At 40.1% G+C, this 25,833-nt stretch carries 25 protein-coding genes and 1 riboswitch; of the genes, 8 read left to right on the top strand and 17 right to left on the bottom strand.

Annotated elements, in window-relative coordinates; all coding sequences use genetic code 11:
- Nucleotides 1-190 precede the first annotated feature (190 nt).
- A complete protein-coding gene (locus tag HMPREF1210_RS15575; protein WP_016429659.1) occupies nucleotides 191-1,678 on the bottom strand; it encodes a peptide MFS transporter in 1,488 nt (495 codons plus the stop codon).
- A 255-nt stretch (nucleotides 1,679-1,933) separates the two neighbouring features.
- Between HMPREF1210_RS15575 and HMPREF1210_RS15570 the strand changes: the two genes are divergently transcribed.
- Complete coding sequence (locus HMPREF1210_RS15570; protein ID WP_016429658.1) at nucleotides 1,934-3,646, top strand: ABC transporter ATP-binding protein; 1,713 nt, start codon at nucleotides 1,934-1,936, stop codon at nucleotides 3,644-3,646.
- Between the two features lie 46 nt (nucleotides 3,647-3,692).
- On the opposite strand, the gene hflX is transcribed toward HMPREF1210_RS15570, so the two are convergent.
- The 9 genes from hflX to HMPREF1210_RS15525 form a co-directional block, all read right to left on the bottom strand.
- A complete protein-coding gene (gene hflX, locus HMPREF1210_RS15565) occupies nucleotides 3,693-4,964 on the bottom strand; it encodes a GTPase HflX (protein WP_016429657.1) in 1,272 nt (423 codons plus the stop codon).
- A 289-nt stretch (nucleotides 4,965-5,253) separates the two neighbouring features.
- Nucleotides 5,254-6,789, bottom strand: a complete 1,536-nt coding sequence (locus HMPREF1210_RS15560) for a cation acetate symporter (RefSeq protein WP_016429656.1) — start codon at nucleotides 6,787-6,789, stop codon at nucleotides 5,254-5,256.
- A complete protein-coding gene (locus tag HMPREF1210_RS15555; RefSeq protein ID WP_369758162.1) occupies nucleotides 6,786-7,154 on the bottom strand; it encodes a DUF485 domain-containing protein in 369 nt (122 codons plus the stop codon). The genes HMPREF1210_RS15560 and HMPREF1210_RS15555 overlap by 4 nt, the downstream gene beginning before the upstream one ends.
- 158 nt (nucleotides 7,155-7,312) lie before the next feature.
- The gene (locus tag HMPREF1210_RS15550; RefSeq protein WP_016429654.1) at nucleotides 7,313-7,987 is read right to left on the bottom strand and encodes a VOC family protein; all 675 of its coding nucleotides are present in this window, start codon (nucleotides 7,985-7,987) and stop codon (nucleotides 7,313-7,315) included.
- 35 nt (nucleotides 7,988-8,022) lie between these two features.
- Entirely contained in the window at nucleotides 8,023-8,661 is a 639-nt protein-coding gene (locus HMPREF1210_RS15545) for a TetR/AcrR family transcriptional regulator (protein ID WP_016429653.1), read from the bottom strand.
- Nucleotides 8,661-9,458: an ABC transporter permease subunit gene (locus HMPREF1210_RS15540; RefSeq protein ID WP_016429652.1), complete on the bottom strand. Its 798-nt coding sequence runs from the start codon at nucleotides 9,456-9,458 to the stop codon at nucleotides 8,661-8,663. Before HMPREF1210_RS15540 ends, HMPREF1210_RS15545 begins: the two co-directional genes overlap by 1 nt.
- A complete protein-coding gene (locus HMPREF1210_RS15535) occupies nucleotides 9,448-10,347 on the bottom strand; it encodes an ABC transporter ATP-binding protein (protein ID WP_016429651.1) in 900 nt (299 codons plus the stop codon). The genes HMPREF1210_RS15540 and HMPREF1210_RS15535 overlap by 11 nt, the downstream gene beginning before the upstream one ends.
- A gap of 109 nt (nucleotides 10,348-10,456) precedes the next feature.
- The gene (putP, locus tag HMPREF1210_RS15530; RefSeq protein ID WP_016429650.1) at nucleotides 10,457-11,941 is read right to left on the bottom strand and encodes a sodium/proline symporter PutP; all 1,485 of its coding nucleotides are present in this window, start codon (nucleotides 11,939-11,941) and stop codon (nucleotides 10,457-10,459) included.
- Nucleotides 11,942-12,099: 158 nt separating this feature from the next.
- On the bottom strand, nucleotides 12,100-13,734 hold the full coding sequence (locus tag HMPREF1210_RS15525) for an AMP-binding protein (RefSeq protein WP_016429649.1): 1,635 nt from the start codon (nucleotides 13,732-13,734) through the stop codon (nucleotides 12,100-12,102).
- A gap of 160 nt (nucleotides 13,735-13,894) precedes the next feature.
- Nucleotides 13,895-14,039: riboswitch (FMN riboswitch) on the top strand.
- Nucleotides 14,040-14,654: 615 nt separating this feature from the next.
- On the opposite strand from HMPREF1210_RS15525, the gene ribE (HMPREF1210_RS15515) reads away from it, so the two are divergent.
- The 5 genes from ribE (HMPREF1210_RS15515) to HMPREF1210_RS15495 all read left to right on the top strand — a co-directional run bounded on the left by ribE (HMPREF1210_RS15515) (nucleotide 14,655) and on the right by HMPREF1210_RS15495 (nucleotide 18,948).
- The gene (gene ribE / locus HMPREF1210_RS15515) at nucleotides 14,655-15,284 is read left to right on the top strand and encodes a riboflavin synthase (protein ID WP_016429648.1); all 630 of its coding nucleotides are present in this window, start codon (nucleotides 14,655-14,657) and stop codon (nucleotides 15,282-15,284) included.
- 12 nt (nucleotides 15,285-15,296) lie between these two features.
- Entirely contained in the window at nucleotides 15,297-16,490 is a 1,194-nt protein-coding gene (locus tag HMPREF1210_RS15510) for a bifunctional 3,4-dihydroxy-2-butanone-4-phosphate synthase/GTP cyclohydrolase II (protein ID WP_016429647.1), read from the top strand.
- 12 nt (nucleotides 16,491-16,502) lie between these two features.
- Nucleotides 16,503-16,970 carry a 6,7-dimethyl-8-ribityllumazine synthase gene (gene ribE / locus HMPREF1210_RS15505; protein WP_016429646.1) on the top strand — a complete coding sequence of 156 codons (468 nt, stop codon included), beginning with the start codon at nucleotides 16,503-16,505 and terminating at the stop codon, nucleotides 16,968-16,970.
- Between the two features lie 75 nt (nucleotides 16,971-17,045).
- Complete coding sequence (locus HMPREF1210_RS15500; protein ID WP_016429645.1) at nucleotides 17,046-17,576, top strand: histidine phosphatase family protein; 531 nt, start codon at nucleotides 17,046-17,048, stop codon at nucleotides 17,574-17,576.
- A gap of 211 nt (nucleotides 17,577-17,787) precedes the next feature.
- On the top strand, nucleotides 17,788-18,948 hold the full coding sequence (locus HMPREF1210_RS15495; RefSeq protein ID WP_016429644.1) for an SAM-dependent methyltransferase: 1,161 nt from the start codon (nucleotides 17,788-17,790) through the stop codon (nucleotides 18,946-18,948).
- A 46-nt stretch (nucleotides 18,949-18,994) separates the two neighbouring features.
- On the opposite strand, the gene HMPREF1210_RS17425 is transcribed toward HMPREF1210_RS15495, so the two are convergent.
- The 4 genes from HMPREF1210_RS17425 to HMPREF1210_RS15475 form a co-directional block, all read right to left on the bottom strand.
- Nucleotides 18,995-19,447: a DUF4362 domain-containing protein gene (locus HMPREF1210_RS17425; protein WP_016429643.1), complete on the bottom strand. Its 453-nt coding sequence runs from the start codon at nucleotides 19,445-19,447 to the stop codon at nucleotides 18,995-18,997.
- A gap of 91 nt (nucleotides 19,448-19,538) precedes the next feature.
- Nucleotides 19,539-20,192: a diphthine--ammonia ligase gene (locus HMPREF1210_RS15485; RefSeq protein ID WP_016429642.1), complete on the bottom strand. Its 654-nt coding sequence runs from the start codon at nucleotides 20,190-20,192 to the stop codon at nucleotides 19,539-19,541.
- A 3-nt stretch (nucleotides 20,193-20,195) separates the two neighbouring features.
- Complete coding sequence (locus HMPREF1210_RS15480; protein ID WP_016429641.1) at nucleotides 20,196-20,687, bottom strand: hypothetical protein; 492 nt, start codon at nucleotides 20,685-20,687, stop codon at nucleotides 20,196-20,198.
- Entirely contained in the window at nucleotides 20,677-21,675 is a 999-nt protein-coding gene (locus HMPREF1210_RS15475) for a GNAT family N-acetyltransferase (protein WP_016429640.1), read from the bottom strand. Before HMPREF1210_RS15475 ends, HMPREF1210_RS15480 begins: the two co-directional genes overlap by 11 nt.
- A gap of 108 nt (nucleotides 21,676-21,783) precedes the next feature.
- On the opposite strand from HMPREF1210_RS15475, the gene HMPREF1210_RS15470 reads away from it, so the two are divergent.
- Together HMPREF1210_RS15470 and HMPREF1210_RS15465 are read left to right on the top strand one after the other, a co-directional pair.
- Nucleotides 21,784-22,038, top strand: coding sequence for a hypothetical protein (locus HMPREF1210_RS15470; RefSeq protein WP_016429639.1), 255 nt, complete (start codon nucleotides 21,784-21,786; stop codon nucleotides 22,036-22,038).
- A 135-nt stretch (nucleotides 22,039-22,173) separates the two neighbouring features.
- Nucleotides 22,174-22,647, top strand: coding sequence for a GtrA family protein (locus HMPREF1210_RS15465; protein ID WP_231391167.1), 474 nt, complete (start codon nucleotides 22,174-22,176; stop codon nucleotides 22,645-22,647).
- 11 nt (nucleotides 22,648-22,658) lie between these two features.
- Here HMPREF1210_RS15465 and HMPREF1210_RS15460 read toward each other — a convergent pair whose 3' ends face one another.
- The 3 genes from HMPREF1210_RS15460 to HMPREF1210_RS15450 all read right to left on the bottom strand — a co-directional run bounded on the left by HMPREF1210_RS15460 (nucleotide 22,659) and on the right by HMPREF1210_RS15450 (nucleotide 25,821).
- Nucleotides 22,659-23,123 carry an NUDIX domain-containing protein gene (locus tag HMPREF1210_RS15460; protein WP_016429637.1) on the bottom strand — a complete coding sequence of 155 codons (465 nt, stop codon included), beginning with the start codon at nucleotides 23,121-23,123 and terminating at the stop codon, nucleotides 22,659-22,661.
- Nucleotides 23,124-23,189: 66 nt separating this feature from the next.
- On the bottom strand, nucleotides 23,190-24,128 hold the full coding sequence (locus tag HMPREF1210_RS15455) for an HD-GYP domain-containing protein (RefSeq protein WP_016429636.1): 939 nt from the start codon (nucleotides 24,126-24,128) through the stop codon (nucleotides 23,190-23,192).
- Nucleotides 24,129-24,279: 151 nt separating this feature from the next.
- Entirely contained in the window at nucleotides 24,280-25,821 is a 1,542-nt protein-coding gene (locus HMPREF1210_RS15450) for a flotillin family protein (protein WP_016429635.1), read from the bottom strand.
- Nucleotides 25,822-25,833: the final 12 nt, after the last annotated feature.

Here is a 25,833-nt window from a genome sequence, read left to right as displayed (position 1 = left end):
CGAGTAACCGCAGGAGCGGCACTTTCGAAGTGTGAGTCAACAAATATGTGGTTTTCATACTTGTTGGCTTATGCGGAACATGCGGCAAGCGCAAAAGTACGATAAATAAGTACCTCGTTAAACTTCCACCACTCATCAATCCATACAAAAAAAGCCTACCGATATATATCGGTAGGCTTTAAAATGTGCATTAACGTACGCCACGCATAAACTTCTCGATCATTGGTGAAGAAATATATAACACTAAACCGATTATCAATGCAACAGCCCCGATGACACCGAAATAGACGATTTCAGTTTCAGGATTGTAGAATTTCACGACTTGCGCATTGATTGCTTGAGCGGCAGCACTCGTTAAGAACCATAAGCTCATTGTTTGTGCAGCGAATGCTGCTGGCGCAAGCTTCGTAGTTGCTGATATTCCGACTGGAGAAAGAAGTAATTCCCCAAGTACTACTAAGAAGAAACTTAATACTAGCCACCATGGACTAACCAAAGTTTCAGTTCCATTCATGTAAGCAGGGATAATCATCACTAAGAATGACATACTCGCAAAGAATAAACCAAGGGCAAATTTCTTAGGTGTTGACGGTTGTTTAACACCAAGACGGACCCATAACCATGCAAATAACGGTGCAAACCCAATAACGAATAATGGATTTAACGATTGGAACCAAGCTGGGTTAATTTCCCATGAACCAAGCACTAAGTTAGTTCGCTCATCTGCATATTGAGCTAGGATGATTGACCCTTGCTCTTGAATTGCCCAGAATACCATCGCCGAGATGAATAATGGAATGTACGCAAGAACACGAGATTTTTCATCTGCGTTCGTTTTTGAACTACGATACATTACGATAAAGAAAATCGTAGGAATGACGATACCCAAGATGGAAACGATCATCGTAAAGACATCGATTGTCATGATACCGTTTTCAATCAATATATAACCAATAATCAAGATGGCAACTAATGCAATCGAAATACGCGTGAATACAGTTTTACGCTCACCTTTAGTCATTGGATTCGGAACATGAGATCCTGCAAGTCCAAGAAATTTCTTTTTCGTAGCAACGAATACAACTAATCCAAGGAACATACCGATTGATGCAAGTCCAAATCCTAAATGGAAGTTATATTCCAATCCGATAGTACCTACAATTAATGGCGCAATGAATGCACCCATGTTGATACCCATGTAGAAGATACTGAATCCAGAGTCACGACGAACGTCGTTTTCCGAATACAAATCTCCCACGATGCTAGAGATATTAGGTTTCAATAAACCTGTACCAATAATGATTAAGCCCATTGAAATGAATAGTGTCGTGATTCCGCCTGGTAATGCCAAGACTGCATGTCCTAACATGATGGCTACCCCACCGTAGAATACGGTTTTGGTTGTACCGAATAGACGGTCAGCAATCCAGCCCCCGATAATCCCCGACATGTATACGAGTGATCCATATACCGCCATAATCGAGTTCGCTGTCGATCTGTCCAAACCAAGTCCACCTTGGTTTAGTTCATAGTACATATAGTAGAGCAGGATTGCGCGCATTCCGTAGTAGGAGAAACGCTCCCAAAACTCTGTAAAGAATAAGCTTAATAAGCCTTTTGGATGTCCAAAGAATCCTTTTTGAGGAACCGACTGGACGATTTCTTGTTTTGTCGCCATTCTTTTCCCTACTTTCTTTTTAATAATTACACATACGTTTTTGTAAATGAATGTGCAAAATATACTGATAATAAAGGTCCGATTGATTTATCAGTAAAAGACAACTTATACATTTTAACGTCCCCTCTTTAAATTGTCAAAAAACATTCGGAACTTGAAATACTTTGATTTCCTTCGAGTTCTGAAGTTTTTTATCGTGTTTAGGACCATTTTCCGTTATAATTGCCAGTATTAAAAATACCAAGGAGAACTTATATGATTAGGAAATTCTTTTCTTATTATCGCCCCCATAAACGACTATTTATTATCGACTTCACCAGTGCAATAATCGTGGCTATATTAGAGCTTGCATTTCCACTGGCAGTCCAGTGGTTCATTGACCAATTATTGCCTACAGGGGAATGGGGTACGATTGTAACCGTAAGCGTCCTCCTGCTGGCCGTATATTTACTCAGTACCTTACTGAATTTTATCGTCAGTTATTTAGGCCACAAGCTTGGAATCAATATTGAAACGGACATGCGTGAACAACTGTTTACCCATGTACAACGCCAATCCTTTCGCTTTTTTGATAATACCAAAACGGGACATGTAATGAGTCGTATCACAAATGATTTATTCGATATTGGCGAACTGGCCCATCATGGACCGGAAGATTTCTTTATCGCCATCATGACGTTTATCGGTGCATTTCTCATTATGTACAACATCAATCCTGAGCTTGCAATCATCGCTATTATTATGATTCCATTCTTGATTGTTTTGGTTACATTCAGCAATATCAAAATGAATCAAGCATGGAAGAACATGTACATCAAAATTGCCGATGTAAATGGTCGTGTTGAAGACAGTGTTTCAGGTGTTAGGGTGGTTCAATCTTTCACAAATGAAGAATTTGAAATCAACAGATTCAAACATGATAATGGGCAATTTAGACTAGCTAAACTTGTCGCTTACAAAGTAATGGCTGGAACGCATTCCAGCATTTACATGATGACGCGTCTAATGACTTTGATCGTATTGGTCGTAGGTGCATGGTTCACAGTCAATGGAAAATTATCATATGGAGAACTTGTCAGCTTTGTCCTCTTTATAAATGTACTAATTAAACCTGTGGATAAAATCAGTGCATTGCTTGAGCTTTATCCAAAAGGAATGGCCGGATTCAGACGTTTCCTGGATTTAATCGAACAGGAACCGGAAATTAATGATCGTCCAAATGCAAAACATGTGAATCATTTGCAGGGCAATATTTCGTTTAATCATGTCCATTTCAACTACGATCAACATCAACATGTACTTTCAGATATCAACCTAACAGTTAAAGCTGGAGAAACCGTGGCATTTGTCGGTCCTTCTGGGGCAGGTAAAACGACGATTTGTTCATTGATCCCCCGTTTTTACGAGGTCACGGAAGGTTCCATCACAATCGATGGACTTGATATTCGTGATATGAGTAAGCAATCATTGCGCTCACAAATTGGAATCGTACAACAGGATGTGTTTCTGTTTACTGGGACGGTCCGAGAAAACATTGCCTATGGAAAAAAAGATGCCTCAGAGGAAGAAATAATGGAGGCAGCAAAGAAAGCCCATTTACAAGAATTCATTTCCGAGTTGCCAGATGGTTACGAGACCCAAATCGGGGAACGAGGCTTGAAACTATCAGGTGGACAAAAACAACGTTTAGCCATCGCTCGTATGTTCCTGAAAAACCCACCGATTCTCATATTAGATGAAGCAACATCGGCACTTGATACGGAGACGGAAAAAATTATCCAGGCAGCTTTAAGTGAACTGGCTGAAAATCGCACAACACTTATTATTGCTCATCGCTTTGCAACTATACGTGATGCAGATCGTGTACTAGTCGTAACGAAAGAAGGTATTGCCGAAGAAGGTTCGTATACGGAATTAGTAGAAGCAGATGGTCTATTTGCAAGATTACACAATATCCAATATCAATAAATAGAAAAGCAAAAACGCATTCCCGGGAAATCGGGAATGCGTTTTTTTACTTATCCAGCACAAAATCATGGTACCGTTCATAATCTGCTTGTTTTAGTTCAACTTTCAATAACGTACCCTCTTCTTCATACTCAGACCCTTGAACAGAGGCTTGTTCGTTTAAATAGGACACCACGTCTCCGCGGTCATATGGTATGAGCATTCGGCACATCTTGTAGTCCGCAAAAATATGCGTGCGAATCAGTTCAATCAATTCATCCAGTCCTGCTTCTTCTTTGGCAGAAATCCAGATGTTATTTCCACTCACATGTGGATAATTCACACCTGCTAAGTCAGACTTGTTGTATACCTCAAGCGTCTGAACATTTTCAACTCCAACCGCTTGCAACGTTTCATTTGTAACGTCCATCATGTATCGATACTCATCATTGGACACATCGACTACGTGAAGGAGCAAATCAGCTTCTCGCGCTTCTTCCAAAGTAGAACGGAATGCTTTTACTAAATGTGTTGGCAACTTGCTGACAAATCCTACTGTATCAGTAAGTAAAAACTCTTTTTGATCAGGTAAACGGATTTGACGGACTGACGTTTCAAGTGTTGCAAATAACATATCTTTTTCAAAAACTTGTTTGTCATCGATTTGCCCTGTTTTTGCAAGTAGGCGATTCATGATCGTTGATTTCCCGGCATTCGTATAGCCCACAATTGATACTACAGGGATTTCATTTTTCTTCCGTTGTTTTCTTTGCGTTTCGCGTTGGTCTTTTACATGATCTAAGTCACGACGAAGTTTCGCAATCTGGTCTTCGATTTTCCGGCGGTCGAGTTCAAGTTTTGTTTCCCCGGCCCCACGGTTTTTAAAGCCCCCACCAGTGCCACCACCTTGACGACCAAGTGATGCCCGCAATCCAACTAAACGTGGAAGCATATATTGAAGCTGCGCTAACTCTACCTGCATTTGTGCTTCTTTAGATTTAGCCCGTCGAGCAAAAATATCCAAAATCAACATGGTGCGGTCAATAACTTTACATTCCAATGCGGCTTCCAAGTTACGGATTTGTGATGGTGATAACTCGTCATTGAAAATGACAAGATTAGCATCCGCTTCTTCAAAGAAGGCTTTGATTTCATCGATTTTTCCTTTTCCAACATAGTGCGCCGGATTTACCCGATCCAAGTTTTGCGTCACTTCTCCAACAACTTCTACATTTAATGCTTCTGCTAAGTTGTGTAATTCTTCTAAGCCATATTCAAAATGTTCATCTTTGTTTAAATTGACGCCAACGACAATGGCACGTTCCATTAATTCTTCCATTTGTGAATTCCTCCTCAATATCCTACCGAGAGAAAATCGAAATAATCCTTTTTTTGCCAGTAATAGTAGACAGAAAAAGAGAGCATACGAGTCGCTCTCTTTTTCTGAAAAGTATATTGGTTTTCAAAATGGATAGACCTATCCCGATTAACCTGCACAGTAGCAGTTCTTTGCATTATTTAGTTTCATCGCAAAGTGTTCCATCGGAATTTGTAGTCAATCATTTGGAAAACCTCCGTTCCTTAAAGTACTTATATCGTATCATACTCGTTTAAATAGATACAACTTCTTACAATTGTCGGAAGCCACCTGTGTTTGCTTTCACTGTAACTTCTGCAAATTTCTTCACGTCCGACTCTTTCGTCAGAAGCGTTCCGATCCATCCACCAATAAATCCAAGTGGTACTGATACAAGTGCCGGGTTCGTCAATGGGAAAATCGGGTTTCCTGTAATGATGGCTACACCTTCAACCGGGTTCATTACACTTGGACTAATGGAAACAAGTACTAAAGCAGATATTAGTCCTGTTGCCATGGCGGAAATTGCACCTGCTGTATTGAATTTTTTCCAGAAAATCGTATAGACGATAACTGGTAAGTTGGCACTGGCAGCAATACAAAAGGCGAGCGACACAAGAAACGCCACATTCAAGCTTTGAGCGAACAATGCCAAAATGATGGAGAATACAGCCACACCCAATGAAGCGAACCGAGCAGCCATCATCTGTTGTCTGTCTGTAGCTTTACCTTTTTTAATGATTTGCCCATAAATATCATGTGCAAATGCGGAGGCACCTGATAATACAAGCCCTGCAACCACTGCTAAAATCGTCGCAAATGCAACTGCCGAGACAAAGGACATCAGGAAATCTCCACCTAATTCTTGAGCTAAAAGAGGAGCGGCCATATTTCCTGCAGGATTGGTTGACACGATGAGATCTTGTCCAACAAACGCAGCTGCACCAAATCCTAAGAAGATGGTCATGACATAGAAAATACCAACAATCCAAGTTGCCCACATAACCGAACTGCGCGCCGTTTTTGCGTCACGCACTGTAAAGAAGCGCATTAGGATATGAGGCAATCCCGCTGTTCCAAATACAAGGGCAATCATCAGGGATATTGTATCCAACGGCATTTTGTATTTAACTCCCGGATTCAAATAATCTGCTCCATGAGGAGTTGCGGTTTTCATTGACGTAAACATTTCAAAAATATTGAAATGGAATTCCTTCAATACAAGGAACGAAATTATGATAGTACCTGCCATGAGCAGAACCGCTTTAATAATCTGTACCCAACTTGTGGCTGTCATACCTCCAAATAAAACATAGACTGTCATCATGACCCCCACGAGTAACACAGCAATCCAATAAGGTATATCAAAAAGCAATTGAATTAGTGCCCCTGCTCCAACCAACTGGGCAATCATATAGAAAATAACGATGGTAATGGAGCTGATTGCCGCACCAGCACGAACTTTCTTCGCGTTAAATCTCGAATTGATCATATCGGCAAGCGTATACTTTCCAAGATTGCGCAACGGTTCCGCAACGATAAACAGAACCACTAAATAAGCCACCAAATAACCGATGGAGAACAGGAAGCCGTCAAAACCGTATAAAGCGATTGCCCCGGCTATTCCTAAAAAGGATGCTGCGGATAGGTAATCTCCTGCAATCGCAAGACCGTTCTGCCAACCTGACAAACCTCCACCAGCTGTATAAAATTCACTTGTTGTATTTGTTTTCTTGGCTGCGAAGTATGTAACCACCAACGTCATCCCTACGATAATTAAAAATAAGATAACTACGATCGGATTCATTGGTTATCCTCCTCCTCGTAATTAAATTCTTTTAGTGTTTCATTAGCCATTCGGTCAAATTCAGCCGACTTTTTCATGTAAACGGTTACAAGAGTCCACGTCATGATGAATAATCCAAGAGCATATATCCAACTCCATGAAATATCACCAATAAATGAGGCATTTAAAACATCAGAATACGAAATAATAATAGGAAATAAAATATAAAGGCCTAAAAATAATAGTGTACTAGGAATCAGAAATGCTTTTTTCTTTTTTAAGAGATTACGAAAACCGGGAGACTCTTCAATTTTTTCAAAATCGGGTAATGATTTGCGTTTAATTTTTGTTGAATTTCGCTTTGTTGCTACTACCAATTGAAACACCCCTTTTCTTTGTTTTAATTTTCAGAATACAATTAAAATTAAAACAATATTAGAATAGAATGTCAATCTATTTCATTCGGATTTCGAAGAGTATGAGAGATTGAGATTGCAGAAAAAAACACATGCACTGAAAGCATGTGTTTCGGAAGGAAGAAATATTAATTAATTTCTAAATGCGAGAGACGCTCTTTCTCCTGAGTGCCTTTCAGGAAAACTAAATCGGTGTTTACTAAAATTATTGTGTCATCTGACGGTTCAATCCCCAGAAGACTTCCCCACTTTTCCACTTGGTTTCGGGGATGTTTTACCAAGAATTCACATCGTGAAATTTGCAACTGTTCGTTGTAATCTTTCAGCGTCCCATCTTCCCTCAAATTTTGCATACGCTCTTCAAAAGATTCATTCCATTCGATAAAAAATGGAAGGGGCAATTCATCCGAAACGGTCTGTTCAATAAAAAGCATTCTCCATTTCCGTATAAACCCTGTAGATGTCTCACGTTCAGCATTCAATACGCCAGATGTCGTCCATCCTTCTTTTTTCAACCTTCTATTGAGTGCTTCTATATTTTCAGTACGGAAACAAATCGTTCCCCATCCTTCGCCATTCTCTAAATCGTGCAGAAGTAGTTTGGTAAGAGGGTGATTCGCCTGTTTGGCAATGTCCATCTGTTCCACTGACAAATATTCTATGTAACTATTTTTTGTATAGGTTAAGGCATTTACTGTTCCCCAACTTTTGTGCCGTCCACCGATAGAAGTTCCTTTGTTATTTCGAACATGCTCTTCTGGGCTTTGCTTGCTAAAAAATACGACATGGTCCAGTTCAATCATTTTCTCTACTACCCCTTTCTAGATGTGTTCTTACATCAAAGTTCCCCCAATGTAGTCTTGTAAACACCGTATTTCAATATGTCGATGATTGCATCCATTTCAGACAGGATTTTCTCCGTTTCATTCATTAGATTATCAATCTTTCCGGCATATTCATTTATTATGCGCTGGGAGAATCCTTCAAAAACTGCTCTGATCAAAAGTTTCGCCTGACTCAATTCGACACCCTCACGAATGGTATGTGGGGTTAACAGTTGATAAATATAGTCGTCATTTAAAGCGAGCATCGGTTTCGACTTTTCTTTAAATAGTTGTTCCAATTCATTGATGAGTTCTTTTGGGGGAGTAATAAATGCCTGCATCAACAATTTGTTTTCGATTGGGCATAATACCGCTACGTTCATCTTCATTTTTACAAAGTACTTCAATTGTTCAAAGAAATCATCAGAGTCTTGAGGTTGCCATTCTTTCTCAAAAGCCTTCATCAAAACATCAATGGAATCATTGATAATGGTGAAATACAAGTTCTTCTTGGAATTGAAATGGTGGAAGATAAGTGCTTTCGATACATCGGCAGTTTCTGCAATTAAATTCGCAGAGGTATGGTAATATCCAAGTGTGGCAAACAACTCTTTAGAAACCTGGAATATTCGTTCATTTTTATCATTATCCATTAAATAACCAAGTCCTTTTTCAAATACTTCATAATAGCTGCCGTTACAGATATAACCATTATCAGAACCATTACAATTATATAGACGGGCTTAATGGACGCCTGTTGAATAATGTAGCCTGAATTCACATATTCAAACGGTGTTATCCATTTCAGCTTGGAAAGTTTATCGGAAATATTAGCGACAATACTAACAAAGTAGCTGAATAAAACGAGGGCCAGAGAAATGGACGTCACAAGTCGCTGCTTACGGAAAAATGCGGATATTCCAAAAGCAAGCGCAGCAAATGTCAAATGCAATAATAATGGTGCTAATGAAATCAGCGAAAATGTCACCATATCAATCTGGTCGTCACCGGCAACCCGGAATCCCATATAGTTGATTACAGAAAGTACAACGTTAAAGACCACAAGAACCAATGCCACCGCCACGGCTTTTTGAACGACCACTTGGACTCTTGAAATCGGCTTTGATAATAAAAATTCAATCGTACGGTCACTTTCTTCTTTTACTAACATACCCCCAGCTAACATTGCTGCATAGATACTGCCAAAAAGTGTAACGAATAAATACCCTTCAATGGCGTAGAAACCAAGTGCACTATCGAAGCCTAGTTGATCAATATTAAATGCTTTAAGCATTGCCTCAGGATATAGTTTCATCAATTCCTGGAGTTGATCTTGATTTTCTGCAAATTGAGGGTAGATGCTCATGATTAAAAAAGTCATGCCTCCAAGCGCCAATATCCAAATCCATAACGCTTTTTGTGCCCGTTTCCATTCTCTTTTAAAGACCATTATTCTCACCCGTTTCTTTTTCGTAATAATGCATGAAAATCTCTTCTAGTGAAGGTTCTTCGATCGTTACATCATCAAAAGGAATCTGAACCAACTGCTGCAATAAATCTCGAGTGTGGCCATTATAGATAAATTCGTAGCTATTATCTGTCAGATGTTCCTGCAGGACACCCTCCAAATGTACCTTATGCTCCCATTTATTTTGAAAATGGAGGTGTACTTTTTTGAATTGCTTCGCATGCAAGTCTTCCATACTTTCAATTTTAATCAGTCGTCCCTCTTTAATGATGGCTACACGGTTGCATAGTTTCTGGACTTCACTTAAATAATGGGATGAAAAGAAAATAGTCGTGCCTTTTTGTTGAAGCTCTTTTAATAAATCAAAGAATATGGATTGCATAAGTGGATCCAAACCTGCAGTCGGTTCATCTAAAATCAACACTTGGGGTTCATGCATCAGCGCTTGAATAATACCCACTTTTTTCTTGTTACCAAATGACAAATCCTCGATTTTCCTGGTCGTATCGAGTTGAAGACGCTGAGCCAATTCCTGTGCATGTTTTGTTGAATTACCTGGGTAGAAGCCTGCAGAAAAACGAAACAATTCACTTACTTTCATATCATCATAATAATGGACTTCCGAAGGCAAATAGCCAATATGTTGGCGAATATCCTTCGCTTCTTTCACAACATCTTTTCCCAAGATTTTTGCAGTACCATTCGTTGGATATATAAAGTTAAGTAACGTACGAATCGTTGTACTCTTTCCTGCTCCATTTGGTCCAATGAATCCAAAAATTTCTCCTTGGGCAACTTGAAATGTAACATCGTCTATCCCACGTGATTTTCCATAACGTTTTGTTAATTGATTCAATTCAATTGCATTCATGAATGTAACCTCCCTTGTAATCAGAATATTACTACAAATATACCCTCCACTGACCAACCGGTCAATAGGGCGTAAAAAAATCCCACAACATATGTTGTGGGATTGAGATTTATTTATCTTGTTTCAATAGTACAAGTGTTTCATCAAACTCACGTTCAATTTCTTCATTCTTACGGTACGTGATCAAACTTACAATAACAGCTACGATTAAACATAGGATAAATCCTGGAACAATTTCATAAATTAAGCCTTTAAGGGTTTCATTATTCCCCCAAATAACCACTGTAGTTGCTCCAACGACCATACCTGCTAATGCGCCCCAAGTAGTAAGCTTTCTCCAGAATAGTGATAGCAAAATAACAGGCCCGAAAGCAGCACCAAAACCAGCCCAAGCATATGCAACTAAATCTAGGATAGTCGTGTTTTGTTCCCATGCAATAAACATAGCAACCACTGATACAAATAGTACTGCAAGACGTCCCAGCATCACAAAATGCTTATCTGAACCATCTTTGTTAATAACAGCTTTGTACAAATCTTCAATCAAGGCTGAAGAAGTAACAATTAATTGAGAAGAAATCGTGCTCATAACTGCAGCAAGTACAGCTGCCAGCATAATACCTGCGATAAATGGATGGAAAATAACTTGTCCTAATGCAATAAAGACTGCCTCAGGGTCACCCAATGTTTCACCAGCATTTTGCTGATAGTAAGCGATTCCAATTAAACCTGTCGCAATGGCTCCAGCCAAACTTAATGCCATCCAGCCAATCCCGATACGACGTGCTTGTTTTGTTTCTTTTACAGAACTGATTGCCATAAAGCGAACAATGATATGTGGCTGGCCAAAGTAGCCAAGACCCCAAGCAATAGCAGAAATTACACCTAATCCTGTTGCTCCTTCTAGCAAGCTCAAACGTGATGGATCAACAGAACGAATGCTTTCTGCTGCGCCGTCGAAGCCGCCCACCATAAATAATCCGATAGTAGGTACCAAAATCAACGCCAAGAACATAATTAGTCCCTGTACAACGTCTGTGTAACTTACTGCAAGGAATCCACCAAACAGTGTATAGGCTATAACTACTGCCGATACTATCAAAAGACCTGTATGATAGTCTAAACCGAATGACTCGTCAAAGAAGACGCCACCCGCTACCATTCCTGATGATACATAGAACGTAAAGAATATCAAAATGATGATACCAGAAACGACACGCAATAAACGTGAAGTATCCTTCAAGCGGTTTTCCAAGAAACTTGGAATTGTAATGGAATCATTCGAAACTTGTGAATAAACACGTAAACGTGGTGCAACTAGCAACCAGTTTAAATAAGCTCCTACTGTTAAACCAACAGCTATCCAAGCTTCTACTAAACCTGTTGCATAGATTGCTCCTGGTAAACCCATCAATAACCAACCTGACATGTCAGCTGCTCCAGCACTTAACGCTGTAACCGCGGGACCTAAAGAACGTCCACCTAACATGTAATCCGTTAAGTTAGCTGTTTTTCGGTATGAATAATAACCGATATAAAGCATTGCAGCCATATAGATAATTATCGCAATTAATTGATATACATAATCAGACATACTTTTTCCTCCTTTGAGATAGTTATGAGTATTTCAAAACTCATCATAACATGCAACTTGCAGAAGAACGAGAATATTTTTTTAGTAAGAATTGTCACTAAACATAGAATTACCAACGTTTTACAGCGTTTTTTGTATTTCCCAGGAAATATGGCATCTTACACGCTAATACTTTTCTCTTTCGACATTTCACGCAAGAGATACTTTTGAATTTTGCCAGAAGCGGTCATTGGATACGATTCCGTAAACTCAATATAACGCGGAATTTTATGATGCGAAATTTTCCCTTTGCAATATGCACGTATTTCTTCGGCATCAATCGTTTCCCCGTCTTTAGCAATAATCCAAGCCATTAATTCTTCTCCGTATTTCGGATCTGGCACTCCGACCACTTGTACGTCCTGTACACTTGGATGTTGATATACAAACTCCTCAATTTCGCGAGGATAAATATTTTCTCCACCACGAATCACCATATCTTTGATCCGACCTGTAATTTCTAGATAGCCTTCATCATCTAAAATGGCAATATCCCCTGTGTGAAGCCAACCTTCTTCGTCGATCGCTTCACGTGTCGCTTCTTCATTTTTGTAATAACCTTTCATTACAAGATATCCCCGAGCACATAATTCACCAGGCACTCCTGCAGGCAATTCTTCATTGGTTACCGGATCTATAATTTTCACTTCCACGTGAGGATGAGGTTTTCCAACTGTTTTTACACGTTTTTCAATCGCATCATCCGCTTTCGTTTGTGAAATGACAGGCGAACATTCAGTAAGTCCATAACAAATGGTTATTTCGCTTGCCCCCATATCATCAATTACTTTTTTCATTACTTCAATCGGACAAGGTGAACCCGCCATAATGCCTGTTCGCAAGGACGAAGTATCAAATTGCTTATATTCAGGATGATTCAGCTCGGCAATAAACATTGTCGGAACTCCGTGGAGTCCTGTACACTTTTCGTCCTGTACAGCCTGAAGTACACGCTTTGCTTCAAATTGCTCAACCAATACCATCGTAGTTCCATGTGTGACAGCTGCAAGCGTTCCCAAAACACAGCCGAAACAATGGAAAAATGGCACTGGAATACATAAACGGTCATCAGGTGTTAACTTCATATGATCCCCGATGATTTGCCCATTATTGACAATGTTCTTATGTGTCAGCATGACACCTTTTGGAAACCCGGTAGTGCCTGAAGTATATTGAATATTGATAACATCTTCCGAGTCCAATGAAGTCAGTCGTTCTTCCAGTTCCATATCTGTGATGTTTGCTGCAAGCGCTTCGAACTCACTCCAAGAATAAATTCCGGGATATTCATTTTCACTCATGACGATGACTCGTTTGAAATGAGGCAGCCTCGCACAGTGAATATCCCCTTTAATAGATGACTTCAATTCTGGACAAACTGCATTGATAATCTCTATGTAAGAAGTTCCTTTAAATTCTTCACCTAAAATAAGTGTGGTGGAATCGGATTGATTCAATAAATATTCGAGTTCCTTTTCCTGATAATTGGTATTGACTGTCACAAGAACGGCTCCCATTTTGCCAGTAGCGTATTGGCTCAATAACCACTCTCTCTTGTTATCTGACCAAATGGCGATATGTTCTCCTTTAGCAATGCCCATCCCCATGAAAGCCTTTGCCAAGCGGTCTGTCTCTTCATCAAATTCTTTATATGTTTTGCGTAATTGCTTTTCTGGATATACGTACGCTTCTGTAGCGGGATATCGTTTCGCCATTTCTCGAACTACTTCCCCCACCGTTTGATGTTTCAACATGTTGTTGCTTCCCCCTTTGTGATGTCTTGGTTATTATGTTATCACAAAATTCAGACGAATTGTAAATGCAAAATCCATCTTTATCCACCTGCGTAAAGTGCTTGATGATTTTATCAAAACCAGTATATTGTGCTACTATAAAAAAGATAAGTAGTCGCTTTATATTCTTCGGGGCAAGGTGAAATTCCTTACCGGCGGTGAACAAATGTAGATTTGTAAGTCCGTGACCCGGTGCTTGAAAAAGTAGCGGTGGAGTTGGTGCGAATCCAACACCGACAGTATAGTCTGGATGGGAGAAGAGTATAGAGAGGTTTATTTGTCATGCTCGCGCGTCGCTTCTTTTCGATTTTGAAACTCGAAAGGAGGAGCTTGTATCATTAAACAACATTTGAATTCGTTTAAACTTCGCATGCAGTCCAGCTTATCAATTCCGTGCTTGAAGAGCACTCGATCAGAAGGTACTGATTCCAACTTCCATGCGGCTAGAATTCCAAAAGCACTTATCATTATGGATAAGCTTCTTAAAGCAACCCAATTTGAAGTATGTGCAGGAAAATTCACACAAGAAGCGAAGCAACATACACGAGTATATTTTCATTCCGATACAAATTATCCATCTGACACATTCAAATCAACTGCTGCTAAAAACGAGCTTCGATCCCCGAAATTACGCGAGAACTTTCTTTTGACGCGTGATCGTTTAAAAGCGCTTTTGAATTTCGTCAATTGGATTCATCATCATATCCCTTTCCCCACCACCTACCTGCCCCTTGGTGGAAAAAATTCTAATCCTTATTACTAAAAGCTATACAAAATATGTCTCTACAGGCGTATATAATTGGTACCACTAATTGAATAATGGATAACAAATAAGGCTTTGATGTTCGCATCAATTCTCTTTTCAGTAGGAGGTTGATTACTTGTTCACAGGAATCATTGAAGAAATTGGCATTGTCACTTCCATCAAACTTAAATCACATGCGCTCGAATTGTCCATTCGTGCAAAAGTGGTACTAGAAGATGTGAAAAGAGGAGATAGTATCGCCGTAAATGGTGTTTGTTTGACGGTTTCATCTTTTACACATGATACGTTTGTTGTGGATGTTATTCCAGAAACCTTTAACTCGACCACTTTAGCTAACTTATCGTCAAACGGTCGCGTCAATCTGGAACGTGCCATGTCAGCAGTTGGACGGTTTGGTGGTCATTTTGTCAGTGGGCACGTGGATGGCATCGGTGTCATTCGCTCGATAAAAAAAGAATCCAATGCCATTACAAAGAAGATTGAATTGGATTCCAGCCTCATGAAATACATGATGCGAAAAGGCTCTGTAGCAATAGACGGCACTTCACTTACTATTTTTGATGTAGAACGAACTTCAATCACCATTTCCTTAATTCCAACAACGCAATATGATTCATTGATTGGTGAAAAAGGCATTGGTGAAAAAGTGAATATTGAATGTGACATGCTCGCAAAATATACCGAACGTATACTTACATCTAAAACTGGCATATCAAAAGAATGGCTACAGGATAAAGGATTTTAAAGGAGGTTTCTTATGTTTTATACAGTAGAAGAAGCAGTTGAAGCATTATCCAAAGGACAAGCCATCATTGTCGTTGATGACGAAGATCGTGAAAATGAAGGAGACTTTGTTGCGCTTGCGGAATTTGCAACCCCTCAAATCATAAATTTAATGGCTTCTGAAGGCAAAGGTCTTATTTGCGTACCAGTGGCGGAAGAAATTGCACGTCAACTGGATATCGGGTTAATGACGGATCATAATACAGACCCTTATAGTACGGCTTTTACAATCAGTGTCGATCATATCGACACGACGACAGGTATCAGCGCATTCGAACGCTCTCACACCATTCTGCAAATGATAAACAATCAATCGACTGCAACCGATTTTAAACGACCAGGTCACGTCTTTCCCTTGATTGCGAAAAAAGGTGGCGTCCTTAAGCGTGCCGGACATACAGAAGCAGCAGTTGATTTAGCCTTGCTTGCAGGGTCAGCGCCTGCGGGTGTGATTTGTGAAATTATGAATGAAGATGGCACAATGGCCAGACTCGATGACTTAGTTATCATAGGAAAACGATTAAATATCGGCATTTTAACGATCGCTGAGTTGATTGCTTACAAACAAAAGCATGAAAAGCTGATTACCCGTGAAGTAGAAACTATTTTGCCAACTGAGTACGGTGATTTCCAGGTGTTTGGGTATACCGAAACTTTGACAGGTAAAGAGCATATTGCCCTTGTAAAAGGCCCGGTCTCTGAGGATACACCTATTTTGACCCGTGTACACTCTGAATGTTTGACAGGGGATGTCCTCGCTTCTCGCAAATGTGATTGCGGTTCACAGCTCCATGCCTCACTCAAACAAATTGAAGCAGCAGGCTCCGGCATATTGTTATATATGAGACAAGAAGGCCGTGGCATCGGATTAATCAACAAATTAAAAGCATATGCACTGCAGGACGAAGGATTGGATACTGTCGAAGCCAATCAAAAACTTGGTTTTGCAGATGATTTAAGGGAGTACGGAATTGGCGCACAAATTTTACGTGACCTTGGCGTTCGTAAAATGAAGCTCATGACAAACAATCCTAGAAAAATTTCGGGAATAGATGGATACGGCTTGGAAGTAACCGAGCGTGTGGCAATCGAGATCCCATCTCATACAGACAATGAAGGCTATATGAAAACCAAAAAATCAAAACTCGGGCATTTTCTGAGTTTATAGAGGAGCTTATATATGACAACACATTTAGAAGGATATTTAGTTGGGTCCGATTTAAAAATTGGCATCGTCGTTGGACGTTTCAATGAATTTATTACGAGTAAACTATTGGGGGGCGCTGAAGACGCACTGAAGCGTCATGGTGTGGATGAAGCAAATGTGACGATTGCCTGGGTTCCCGGTGCTTTTGAAATTCCACTGATCGCAAAACAAATGGCGGCTTCAAAAAAATACGATGCCGTCATCACTCTTGGTACTGTGATACGTGGCTCTACCCCACACTTCGATTTTGTTTGCAACGAAGCCGCTAAAGGAGTTGCCAACGCTGGATATCAACACAATATTCCTGTCATCTTCGGTGTTCTAACGACAGATACAATCGAACAGGCAATTGAACGCGCTGGAACGAAAGCCGGAAATAAAGGTTGGGAATCTGCTACAGCCGCTATTGAAATGGCAAATTTGATGAAAAAATTAAGTTAATCAATGACCTCGAAGCTCTTTGCTTCGGGGTTTTATTGTATAATTTTACAAATGATTAAAAGGAGTGCTCACGAAATGAAGACGCTATACCTCGTTCGACATTGTTCTGCAACCGGACAAGCTGCAGAAGCCGAATTATCCGATACAGGAATTGAACAAGCTCAAAAGTTGGCTGCATTTTTTAGTGGAATTTCGATTGAAAATATCATTTCAAGTCCATTTAAAAGGGCACAACATTCAATTGAACCGACAGCCAAAGCAAAAAAGCTACCGCTTACTATTGATGCTCGCTTGGCAGAACGCACGTTAAGCACGTCTGATTTACCTAATTGGCTCGAGCTTTTAGAGAAGACATTTCTTGACCTCGATTTGAAGCTGGTGGGTGGCGAATCCAGTCGAGAGGCTACCGCTCGCGCTATTGAAGTCATTGAAGAGGCAATAAACAATACCGTACTCGTTACACACGGTAATTTAATGAGTCTCATTTTGAAACACTTTGATGACTCCATTGGTTTTGAGGAGTGGAAATTACTTCGTAATCCAGATGTATATACTCTTATCATTGATAATAATAAGAGTAGCATTAAGCAATTATGGAAAGATTGATGAAGCCCCTCCTGTTCACTTCAAGTGGATTGGGAGAGGCTTTCCTTTTTGCGGATTTTTGGTTTTTGTCCATTCGATTTGGAATTTCGGCCATTCATCATCACAATGAAGAGTTCACTCAATTATCTCCCCCTTTTCCCGACTGGAAGAAAAGTAATCCTGACGAATGTGATAAACTATCGTTAATAAACATGAAGAGAAGGCGGTCTGTATGGAATATCAACAAATGCTCGATCAATTAAGTGATTTGATTCATCAAAAACAGCTGATTGCTGCGACGATTAGCCAACCCCGTGCCAAATCCGAAGAAGTAAAACGAGTGAAGCTAAAGCCACTTGAATTAAAGGGCATTTATCATATTCAGTTTGAATACCAGTATGAACGTGTACTAAAGCATGAAAACCTAGAACTTGATGCAGCAAATGAAAAGTTGCATGCCTTACTCCAGCAATACAGACAAGTGCAAGCTGATTTTCAGGAAGAAAAAGTGCATATTCAGCTTTCCAAAAAGTTTAAAGTATTGTGGAAGTCGGAACAGATTGCTTCGAAAAAAGTGGTCAACCTTTCTCATAACCGAAAGAAAAATTATTTACTGGACGAAGATACATCCTACCCGTTTCTGGTACGTCTAGGTGTTCAGACACCTGATGGCAAAGTCAAAAAGCAAAAGCATGATAAGTTCCGACAAATCAATCGTTTTGTCGAATTTATCGACGATGCACTGGACTACCTTCCGAAAGATCGACCGGTACGAATTTTAGATTTTGGGTCCGGGAAATCCTATTTAACTTTTGCTCTGTATCACTATTTAAGAATTGAAAAAGGTCTCGACATTCGTGTTACCGGTCTGGATTTGAAAAAGGAAGTAATTGAAGATTGTCAGCAAATCGCGGATGATTTGAACTATGATCACCTTGAATTCCTGGTTGGGGATATCAATGACTATAATGAGGAAACATCGGTGGATATGGTCGTAACACTTCATGCTTGTGATGTTGCAACGGATATGGCGCTTGCCCGTGCTGTAAAATGGGGGGCAAAAGTGATTCTGAGTGTGCCATGTTGTCAGCATGAGCTGAACACTCAACTGAACAGCCCCGCTCTAGAAGTTATGCTTCAGCATGGACTTGTGAAAGAACGGTTTGCCGCTCTAGCTACTGATTCGATTCGGGCGGAGTTGCTGAAACTTGTCGGCTACGATGCGCAATTACTCGAATTTATCGATATGGAAAATACACCTAAAAACATTCTGATTCGAGCTTATTTCAATGGAAATAAATCGACATCAGAGGAACAGCAAAAATATCGTGAATTTGTAGATTTCCTGCAAGCAAAACCGTTTCTTGAGAATGAACTGAAAGATTATCTATAAATCGACATACAAAAAGGCATTGTTTTAACAGACAATGCCTTTTTCTTTATTTCCAAATAACCAGAACTAATGGTCCGTTAGATTGATTTGTACAGCCACTTAAATAATAATCTGTTCTTTCTGCTTTATCTTCCGCTTCTAATGATTCGCAACTTATGCTGTTAATACTCCCCGATCCGAAATGATCCCTTGTCGTATCCTCTGTTGAATGGATTAACTTTCCGTCGTAAAGTAGTTCATGAATCATTGGGTCACCTTCTTCGGTATAAGTGACAATTCGAATTTCGTCACTTTCCCCATGATCGATATTGTCCTTAAAGATTTGGAACGTCTCTAGATTTGTAATGTCTCCATGTTTATTGACAATATCCTCTGGTGAAGGTTGATAATCTTCCTGAACAGAACCACTTACATAAGTGATTTTGGGAGTCACCTGATTTTGCTGACAACCTGAAATGAAAAATATACAAATTAATATGGCTACATAGTATTTTTTCATGGTCATCCCCCATTGAATGTTAGTACTTTACATTATAACAAGGAAATCAGATGATGTATAAAATTACCAATAAATTAACCTTTGCACAATACTACAATTCAACACTCAAGAAAACATATCCTTCGTTTTCTCTTACTTCGCCAAACTTAACTGGTACACGTGATGAAAAAATCGGACCATCAATGACGACCGTATGGAACTCCCCGTTTTCTCCACACGAATCGATTCCCAGTGCTTCTAATTCATCCATCAGCTCTCTCGTGAATGTGCGGCCAATGTAGTCCCTTGGCATCATCTTTGTGTTTATTACGACAATAACCGCTTCAAATCCAACCTCCAAAAGTTCCTCCAGTATCGAACGTCTCTGTTCTTGCCATAATGGATGAATAGGAATGATATCTGATTTTGCACATGTTTTTTGTACCCATTCCAAATGTCCTTCAAGATCGATATCACCAAAGACGCCGTGAGTAATGCTCACTGAGCGACACTCGTCCATGGCATCGATAAACTTCATTTCATAGTCTTCCCATCCTGCGCCACGAATCATTAATGGCACGTTCAGGCGATCTGCCTGAGCCTTTATTACCTTTAATGGCAGAGCATGTGACTTCGAGATTTCTTCATCTTCCTGAAACATGGTCAGTAATCTCTTGGGGATCATCCCTGATTGGATTGCGCGGTAATAGGCCATAGCTGAATCCTTGCCGCCACTCCATGATGCAACAAACGGTTTGTTTTCCATTGTTTAAACTCCTAACTCTCTTCCATCGCGAATCTCCACTGCCTTTTCAGGGGCGTTGTTTATGATTCCTCGAACTTGTTTTTTAAAGATGGTTTCATAGTGATACGTCCACTTGAACATACGACCATACATTCTCCAAGTAGGTGTATAACTAGCATTTTCAGTGCCTCTTTTTTGTTTGTAGAACCTCCGTGAAATCCGATACAGACGCACAGAAAGACGAGGATGCAGGAAAATAATTTGGTCCGCTTCCTCGAATGTCTTCATTGACCAACCAAGGTGTGTACCTTCGATAATCCAGGTTGGCTGGCTAATGATATCAGCTAATTGGGAATCCCGTTTTTCCTCAGAATTGCGAATATCTCCTCCAGCACATCTCGACCATACCACATCATCCAATGAATGCATCTCAATTCCTTTTTGCACAGCCAGCTTCCTTGCAAGTGTCGTTTTTCCGCTGCCAACTGATCCAACAATACGTATTTTATTTGCCATGCGCCCAGGCAATCCGGTTATCGACTGTTCGAACCATGCGAATCATAAACGGCTGGTACCCGAGTTTCGGCCAGAAATAGGATGCCAAGTGATTGGGCGTATGCCAGTCAGCCAATGCATAATCATAACCCATTTCTTTTAACTGAGCATGACTCGCATCTGCAAGGGCTTTCCCTACTCCGCGTCCCCGGTACTGCGGGTTGGTAGAAGCCGCCGGAAGATCCACTGTTTGATTAGGTGTATACATATTGGATGAAGTATCCGCTTCGTAGTAAACATGGAAACCAACTGGAATTCCTTCCTGTTCACCAATCATGACAATTGCCTCTGCATCTTTTGCGAGAGCTGCATAGCCACTTTTCACATCCTGGAGTGATTCTTTTGTAATCGGATTCCATGATGGCGCGGAAGCTTGATGAATGCTGTTCCAACGCGACATACTTTTAAGCATTTCCGTGTCGTTTTCTGCCAATCGGCGTATGTTAATTGCGCTAGTATCTGTATGTTTTGCTTTCGGTTCATAGTTTTTTATGTCGAGCATTGCATATTTTTGTTCAAAACGGAAACCTTGCTCCAGCCATTCATAAACTAAGCGATCGTAGCCAATCGGAACGTAAATGATATGTTGGAAATATCCCCCGGCAATCCATTCCGCACCTGCCTCTGCATACAATAGACGTATCAAACGTGGATGTGCATCTTCTGAAATGGCCAAGCATGGATAATCAATAATAATGTGGCGGCCTTTTTTTGCATCTTCCTTGAATTCATACAGCATATACCCAATTACTTGCTGATCACGGAGAGCCACAATACCATTAACGAAAGGGTTTTTGGCAATTTCACGAAGCAGGTTCTCAGTTTCCGCTGCCTCCTCAAAACGTTTTGGGAGGAATGAATATCGAATTCGTTCTACTTGGTGTCGTTTTGACAATAGCGTAGCCATTGCCGGGTAATACTGTTCGTCTAGTCCTACAAATTGAATCATGTTAACTCCCCCTTACTGGTTATTTTTCATGCAACTCCCTACTCTGCAGCTCTTATCTATCTTTTTAGCTATTTGCTATACTTGATAAAAAAGTAAAGGAGTTAATCCATGGAATTAAAACGCGTTGCTTATGGAGTAATTATGGCTGCTTCACTTATTTTTGTGCGATTTATCGATTACAAAATTTACGATATGCCTATTTTTGTGTCAGTGATCATTCTGATCGGTATCATGGTTTTAAGTTATAAACTTGTCGACCGCTCTACATTTTTCGACAGACAAATTTCCCGAAATACATACTATTTGATGAATACACTCATCATTTCATTATTGATTCTCACTTTGTACATCATCGAATCCTGAAATGACATAAGAAATACTTCTCCCTACTACTGAATAGACTTACTGTTTAAATTCGACAAAGTCATCTAGTTTCCTTCCATTTTGCATGAATGAGAAAAAATTCGGGATATGCTAGCTGAATCAAAAAAGGCAGGCTTGACGATTCATGAAGTGGAAATTGATACTGTATATTTAAACGGCAATAAATCTTCGCATTTTCAACCTATTCGATCCTCCCTGCAGATTTATAAAGTGTTTCTGAAATTTACCGCCTCCTTTGGCTTAGATATGGGGTTATTTGCTTTATTTATCTGGACATGGAAAAATGATGCACCCCAAATGTATATGATTCTGGCAACCATTATAGCAAGGGGCATTTCAGCTAGTTTCAACTACTCAATCAACCGAAAGAAAGTGTTTGAAGAAGGCGACGAAAAGGCGTTTCTAAAGTATATGATTCTTGCCGGACTCATCATCGCACTATCTGCCGGTATAGTTCACTGTCTATTTTTCTTAACCGGAAGAGGTGAAATGATCATTAAGGTCATTGTGGATAGAGTGTTGTTTTTGGTGGGTTTTGTTATTCAGCGGGAATGGGTATTCAAAAAGAAAAAGCCAAAACACGTTTAATGTGTTTTGGCTTATTTAATGATAGGTAAAGGAATTTGTTGAACCCAATCCATAATGAATCGAGATTGGTGAGAATTTAAATTGGCAGGCAAATTTTGTTTATCGAAAAAGGCATGGGCACGTGTTTCATCGCTGTTTTGAATTAGATTTCCTGAAAAACAGGATGCTTTAAAAATAATTTGAATGCTATACACCTGATCCCCGCTAGCATATCTAGTAAAACCTTCCTGTCCTGAATAGATGCCGAAAAATTCCAGGTCACCAATTTTCAAGCCTGTTTCTTCTTCCGTCTCTCTTCGAGCTGCTTCTTCAACTTTCTCGCCTAATTCCATTACTCCTCCAGGAATACACCACACATCCGCATCTGTTCGATGTTGTAGTAGAATTTGATTCCCTCTTTCAATGATGACACCACATCCAACAGTCAGGAGTGGTTCATGTCCAATCATCTTTCTCATTGTCTGTATGTAATTCACCAAATTACTTCCTTTCAATTAGGCGTTGTGCAAATGCAAAAGGCTTGGAGAGTCATACCAGACCTTCTATCTCCATTTAAATTGCTGCTCATGCAACAGTTTTAAAAAAGCATCAACCACGACTGGATGGAACTGAGTTCCCCTACCACGAATAATCTCCTGTATTGCTTCTTCAATTGTCAATGAATCACGGTAAACACGATCAGTGGTCATCGCATCGAATGAATCAACAACGGAAACAATCGCCGCTTCCAATGAAATCTCATCACCTTTTAAACCGAAAGGATATCCTTTTCCATCGTAACGTTCGTGATGTTCTTCAACAATAAATGCTGAATCTCTCAACCATTCAATTTCATGTTCACGCATCATCTTAGCACCTAATGTTGTGTGAGATTTCATAATTACCCACTCTTCAGGGGTGAATTTCCCTTTTTTATTTAAAATTTCAAGGGGAATCGCCAGCTTTCCTATGTCATGAAAATAAGCACCCCATCTGAGCAATCTCACGCGCTCAACGGGTTGACCGAGTTTCTTCCATAGTTCAATGGAATAATCTTTGATTCGCGAGCAATGATGAAAAGTGTAACCATCCACATGCTCTATTGCAGCAGCGTCACGTTGCACGATTTCTGTGTTACTAAAATTCCTTTCAAATATGCTCGCTGTCATTTCGACGAGGATTTCTACAGCTTCTTCCCCATAAAAAGATAATAGCTCTGGATATTCGGATGCATCCAAGGTCTCACCTGCATGCAAAAAGAAGGTGTCTCCTTCATATTGGACTTCAAGCACTCCTTGAACAACTGTATATTTTTCAATCGCTGAATGAACGTCTTCATTGGTATAGCGCACCCAGAACGAACGACGGGGAAACAAAGAGAAAAGACTGTAGCCTATTTCTTCAGATTTACCTATGCACGTTGAAATTGCATGTCCTACATTAATTCGATCAAGGGAAGTTTTTTCTTTTATATCAATGATTTGTTCGCTTGTTAATGCCATAGGTACCTCCCCACCGTACTTATACTTTTATTCACTTTACCTTTACCACCTTAATTTGTCATTAAAACTCGGCAAAATTATCTAATTATTACGTTCATTTATATCTTTTTTCTACTAAAAAAGCTCCCCAAAAATCGGAGAGCTCAAGATTTTAAATTGATACGTGATCTTCCACTTTTTCTTGCGTTTTCTTGTCTTGCATCTCATAGGAAATCCGGTCTAAACTTGGACGCAATGTTCCTTTGCCCGAGTAGTTTTCAAGCATTTCTTTCACATCGATACCAGAAGAAGCTTTCAATGTTTCCTGAAGGGTAGACATTAAATTCGTGGCATACGACGTAACTTTATTGGCGCCGCCACCTTCTCCACCGCCAGTATCCACCACTGTAATCTTGTCGATATTTGCTAATGGGCTTGCAATTTGTTTCGCATATTCCGGCATCATGCGTACAATCATATCCAACACTGCAGCTTGACCGTAATGTTCGAATGCTTCCGCAATTTTTCGTTTCGCTTCCGCTTCTGCAAGACCTTTCAAGCGAATAATATCAGCTTCTGTTTCACCTTGTGCACGTTCGGAGTCAGCTTTCGCCAATCCATCAAGTCGTACTTTTTCAGAATCCGCTTTCGCTCTTGCCTCGATACGGTATTTTTCCGCATCCGCTTCAGCCATTTCACGGGATTTTGCAGCTGCCGCGTTTTGCTCGATAGCATAACGATCCGCGTCCGCTTTCTTTTTAACTTCTGAGTCGTATTGTTTCTCGCGACGTAAAATTTCTTTTTCTTCAAGTTCGATTTGTTTTTGACGTTCAATGATGCGGATTTGCATTTCCTGTTCCATTACTTCCTGTTTTGATACGGCAGTCTGAAGTTCGTAAGCTTGGTCAGCACGCGCCTTCGCGATATCTTGCTCGCGACGGTACTCAGCTACTTTCAGCAAATTCTCTTTTTCAGCCAATGCAATTTCAGTCGCGCGTTCAATTTCGGATTGCTGTGCCTCTTTTGCTGCTTCTGCACGCTTGATTCGTGTTTCTTTATCTGCTTCTGCTGTTGCAATATCAGCATCACGTTTTACCTGTGCTATACGTGGTTTACCAAGTGAATCCAAGTAGCCATTTTTGTCACGTACATCTTTTATGGTAAATGAAACAATGATTAGACCCATTTTCGCTAAATCCTGAGAAGCGACACGTTGTACTTCTTGCGAGAATTTGTCGCGATTTTTGTAGATTTCCTCCACTGTCATCGATCCCAAAATGGAGCGCAAATGACCTTCCAGTACTTCTTTTGCTTCATTTTCACGATCTTCTTTTGACTTCCCTAAAAATTGTTCAGCAGCCGTTGCAATTTCGGAAATGGATCCACCAATTTTAATGATGGCCGTTCCGTCTGCCATTACCGGCACACCTTGCTCTGTATAAACTTCAGGAGTCGTAACTTCCAACTTACTTGATAGTAAACTTAATGGCTGTGCTTGCTGAAAAACTGGAAATACAAATGTACCGCCACCACGAATGATTTTTATACGATTGCCTGATTCATCTGTATGAACCGTTTTCGCCCCTAAATAACTACCTGTTACAATCAATGCTTCATCGGGACCAACAGTCTTGTATTTCGTTATATACACACCAATAATAGCAACCAACACAAACGCCACTATCCCCACTACAACTAACATACTCATATCCATGTTCATTTCCCC

It is taken from the genome of Paenisporosarcina sp. HGH0030, assembly GCF_000411295.1.
In the GTDB taxonomy this organism is placed as follows: domain Bacteria; phylum Bacillota; class Bacilli; order Bacillales_A; family Planococcaceae; genus Paenisporosarcina.
This window is presented reverse-complemented; position numbering and strand designations above follow the sequence as displayed.